At 68.0% G+C, this 3,599-nt stretch carries 1 protein-coding gene; it reads right to left on the reverse strand.

The annotated features are described in order from the left end of the window. On the reverse strand, positions 1-3,587 hold a 3,587-nt coding region (locus tag ACH4NX_RS38275; protein ID WP_398130375.1), incomplete at its 3' end, for an amino acid adenylation domain-containing protein. Positions 3,588-3,599 lie beyond the last annotated feature (12 nt).

Below are 3,599 nucleotides of genomic sequence, written 5' to 3' on the forward strand. Positions count from 1 at the left end.
GGGACCTCACGCTCGGCTCCGCTCCAGCTGGCCAGAAGCAACTCCCGCTCCCCGGCACCAAAAACATCAAGATCACCGATAGCAGTCCCCGGAGCCTCAACCACAGCACCCAGAAAACACACCAACCGATCCGCCAACACACCCACAGTCCCCGCGTCATACAAATCCGTCGCATACTCGACAGCAATATCAATGCCGCCCGGCGCGCCATCCGCCGTGAACCGCTCGGAAAAGCTGAACGTCAGATCAAACTTCGAAATCCCCGTGTCCGGATACGTCAGCTCGGCTTTCAGCCCAGCCAGTTCCGGTCCCGGGGTGATCGAGTCCGTGAGGGTGAGCATGATCTGGAAGAGCGGGTGGCGGGCGGCGGACCGCTGGGGGTTGAGTTCTTCGACGAGGCGGTCGAAGGGCAGGTCCTGATGGGCCCAGGCCCCGAGATCCGTCTCCCGCACCCGCGCCAGGAGCTCCATGAACGACGGATCACCACTGGTGTCGGTGCGCAGTACCAGCGTATTGACGAAGAACCCGACCAGATCATCCAGCGCGAGATCCGTGCGCCCCGCAACCGGCGAACCGATGGGCACGTCCGTGCCCGCACCACTCCGCGTCAGCACGGCCGCGGTCGCCGCGTGCACCACCATGAACAAGGACGCACCCGACACACGGGTCAGCGACAGAAGCTTTTCGTGCGCACCCGCTGGCAAGGAGACGACAAGCCGCTCTCCCCGGTAGGAGGCGGTGGCGGGTCGGGGCCGGTCACCCTGAAGCGTCACCTCCTCCGGCAGCCCCGCCAGGACATCCCGCCAGTACGCGAGCTGTGTGGCGGCCATGCTCTGCGGGTCCTCCACGTCACCCAGCAGCTCACGCTGCCACAACGCGTAATCCGCGTACTGCACAGGCAACGGCTCCCAGCCCGGTGCCCCGCCCTCCAACCGCGCCTCGTACGCCGCCGCGAGATCACGCATCAACGGCCCGTTCGACCAGCCATCCGACGCAATGTGATGCACCACAAGCAACAGCACATGGGCATCCGCCGACTCCTGGACAACAAACGCCCGCAGCGGCAGCCCCGCACTCAAGTCACAGACCGTGCGGGCCAGCTCCGCGAGCACCACCTCACTGTCCCGCTCCCCCACACTCACCTCGGACAGCGCCAGGTCCACCTCCGCGGCAGGCAGAATCCGCTGATACGGCTGACCCCCACCCGCCTCGAACACAGTGCGCAGGCTCTCGTGCCGGCCCACCACATCGACCAGCGCCAGACGCAACGCCTCCCGGTCCAGCTCACCCCTGAGCCGGATCGCCAAAGGAATGTTGTACGTCGCCGACGCACCCTCCAGCTCACCCAGGAACCACAAACGCTGCTGCGCGAACGACAACGGAACCCGCTCCGGGCGCCGCACCGCCACCAGCTCAGGACGACGAGAACCCGCCCGCTCCGCGACAACCCCCGCAACCTCGGCAACCGTCGGATGCGCGAACACATCCCGCACCGTCACCTCAACATCCAAAACCCTACGGACACGACTGACCAGGCGCGTGGCCAGCAAGGAGTGACCACCGAGGTGGAAGAAGTTGTCGTCGATGCCTACTCCGACCGCACCGAGGACCTCGGCGAACAGCGAGCACAGCGTCTCCTCCACGGGAGTACGCGGCCCACGCCCCCCCTCGCCACCCTCCACGCGCGGCGCCGGCAGCGCACCCCGGTCCAGCTTGCCGTGGACGGTCAGCGGCAGGGCGGCAAGGACGACCACGGCGGACGGCACCATGTACTCCGGCAGTGTCGCGGCCACCGCACGCCGCAGCGCCCCGGTGTCCACGGACCCACCCTCGCTGGGCACCACATAGGCGACCAGGCGCTTGTCACCAGGCCGGTCCTCACGCACGACCACCGCCGCCTGACCGACACCATCGGCGCCGAGAAGAACCGCTTCGATCTCCCCCGGCTCGATGCGGAAACCGCGCAGCTTCACCTGCTGGTCCGCACGCCCGACGAACTCGAACAGTCCGTCGCGGCGCCACCGCACCAGGTCACCGGTGCGGTACATCTGTGATCCGGGCGGGCCGAACGGGCTGGCGACGAAACGTTCCGAGGTCAGACCGGGCCGGTTCAGGTAACCGCGAGCGAGACCGGGGCCACCGACGTACAGCTCGCCCACGACTCCGGCGGGCACCGGCCGCAGCGCCTCGTCCAGTACGTACGTCCCGGTGTTGTCGAGGGGCAGTCCGATGGGCAACGAACCCTGGTGGACGCTGCTCGTGGGCGACGGGTAGGAGGTGACGAGGACGGTGGTCTCGCAGGGCCCGTAGCCGTTGACGACGGTGGTGCCCGGGCAGTGCTCCATGACCCGGCGTACCGCCGCCGGCGCGACCACGTCACCGCCCGTCCAGACCTCTTGCACCCCGGCGAAACCGCTTGGGTTCTCCTCGGCCATGACGTGGAAGAGCCCGGCGGTAATCCACAGACTCCGCACCCGGGACTCAGCGAGCAGCTGACCCATGGAGATCGCGTCCACGTTGCCGGGCGGCGCGACGACTAGGGTGCCGCCGATCAGCAGAGGCACCCACATCTCGTAGGTGAGGGCGTCGAAGGCCAGCGGGGAGTGCTGCAGCATGCGACTGTGCGCGCCGGTCGCGAACGCCGGGTCGAGGCTCAGGTCGACGATGTTCCGGTGGGTGTTGGCGACACCCTTGGGGATGCCGGTGGACCCCGAGGTGAACACGGCGCAGGCGAGCTGGTCGGGGTGGATCTCCACGTCCGGCGCGGGCGTCGGCGTACGACCGGAGCTGAACCCGGTCAGCTCCGGAGCGGGCAGGACGGTGGTGCCCTCGGGGAGGTCCAGGTCCGTCACGTCGCGGTCGGTGATGACGATCGACGCGGAGGCGGCTGTGAGGATCTGCTGAATCCGGGTCTTCGGGTACTCGGTGTCGACAGGCGCGTACACGCCGCCGGCCTTCAGGATGGCCAGAATGGAGACCTGGACCTCCAGGGACCGGTCCAGGAAGAGCGCCACCCGGGTCTCGAATCCGACTCCTGCCTCGATGAGGCGGTGCGCGAAGCGATTGGCGTATTCGTCCAACTCCGCGTACGTAAGGGTGCGTTCACCGAGAACCACGGCTGGAGCATCCGGGATGGTGGCCGCGTAACCACTGATGACGGCCGGCAAGGTGGTGTCGCTGCGCGGCGACAGGTCGCCGGCGACCGGCTCGTTGATACGCCGCCACTCCGCCGCGTCCAAGACGTCGAGGTCGCCGAGGGGCCGCAACGGGTCGGCGACGGCCGCCTCCAGGAAGCGGATGATGCGGTCCGCGAACGCCTGGACGGTCTCGGCGTCGTACATGTCGGCTGCGTAGTCGATGCGCAGGCCGACGCCACCAGGGCCTTCGGGGGTGCGCCTCTCCAGGAAGTTGACCGTCAGGTCGAAACGCGCGATGTCCAGGGGAGTCTCAGCCGCCTCCGTGGTCATGCCGGGGAGGTCGGGAGCGGGAGTGATCGAGTCGGCGAGGGTGAGCATGATCTGGAAGAAGGGGTGGCGGGCGGCGGACCGCTGGGGATTGAGTTCTTCGACAAGCCGGTCGAAGGGCAGGTCCTGATGGGC

This window comes from Streptomyces sp. NPDC017225 (genome assembly GCF_044331465.1).
Taxonomy (GTDB): Bacteria; Actinomycetota; Actinomycetes; order Streptomycetales; family Streptomycetaceae; genus Streptomyces.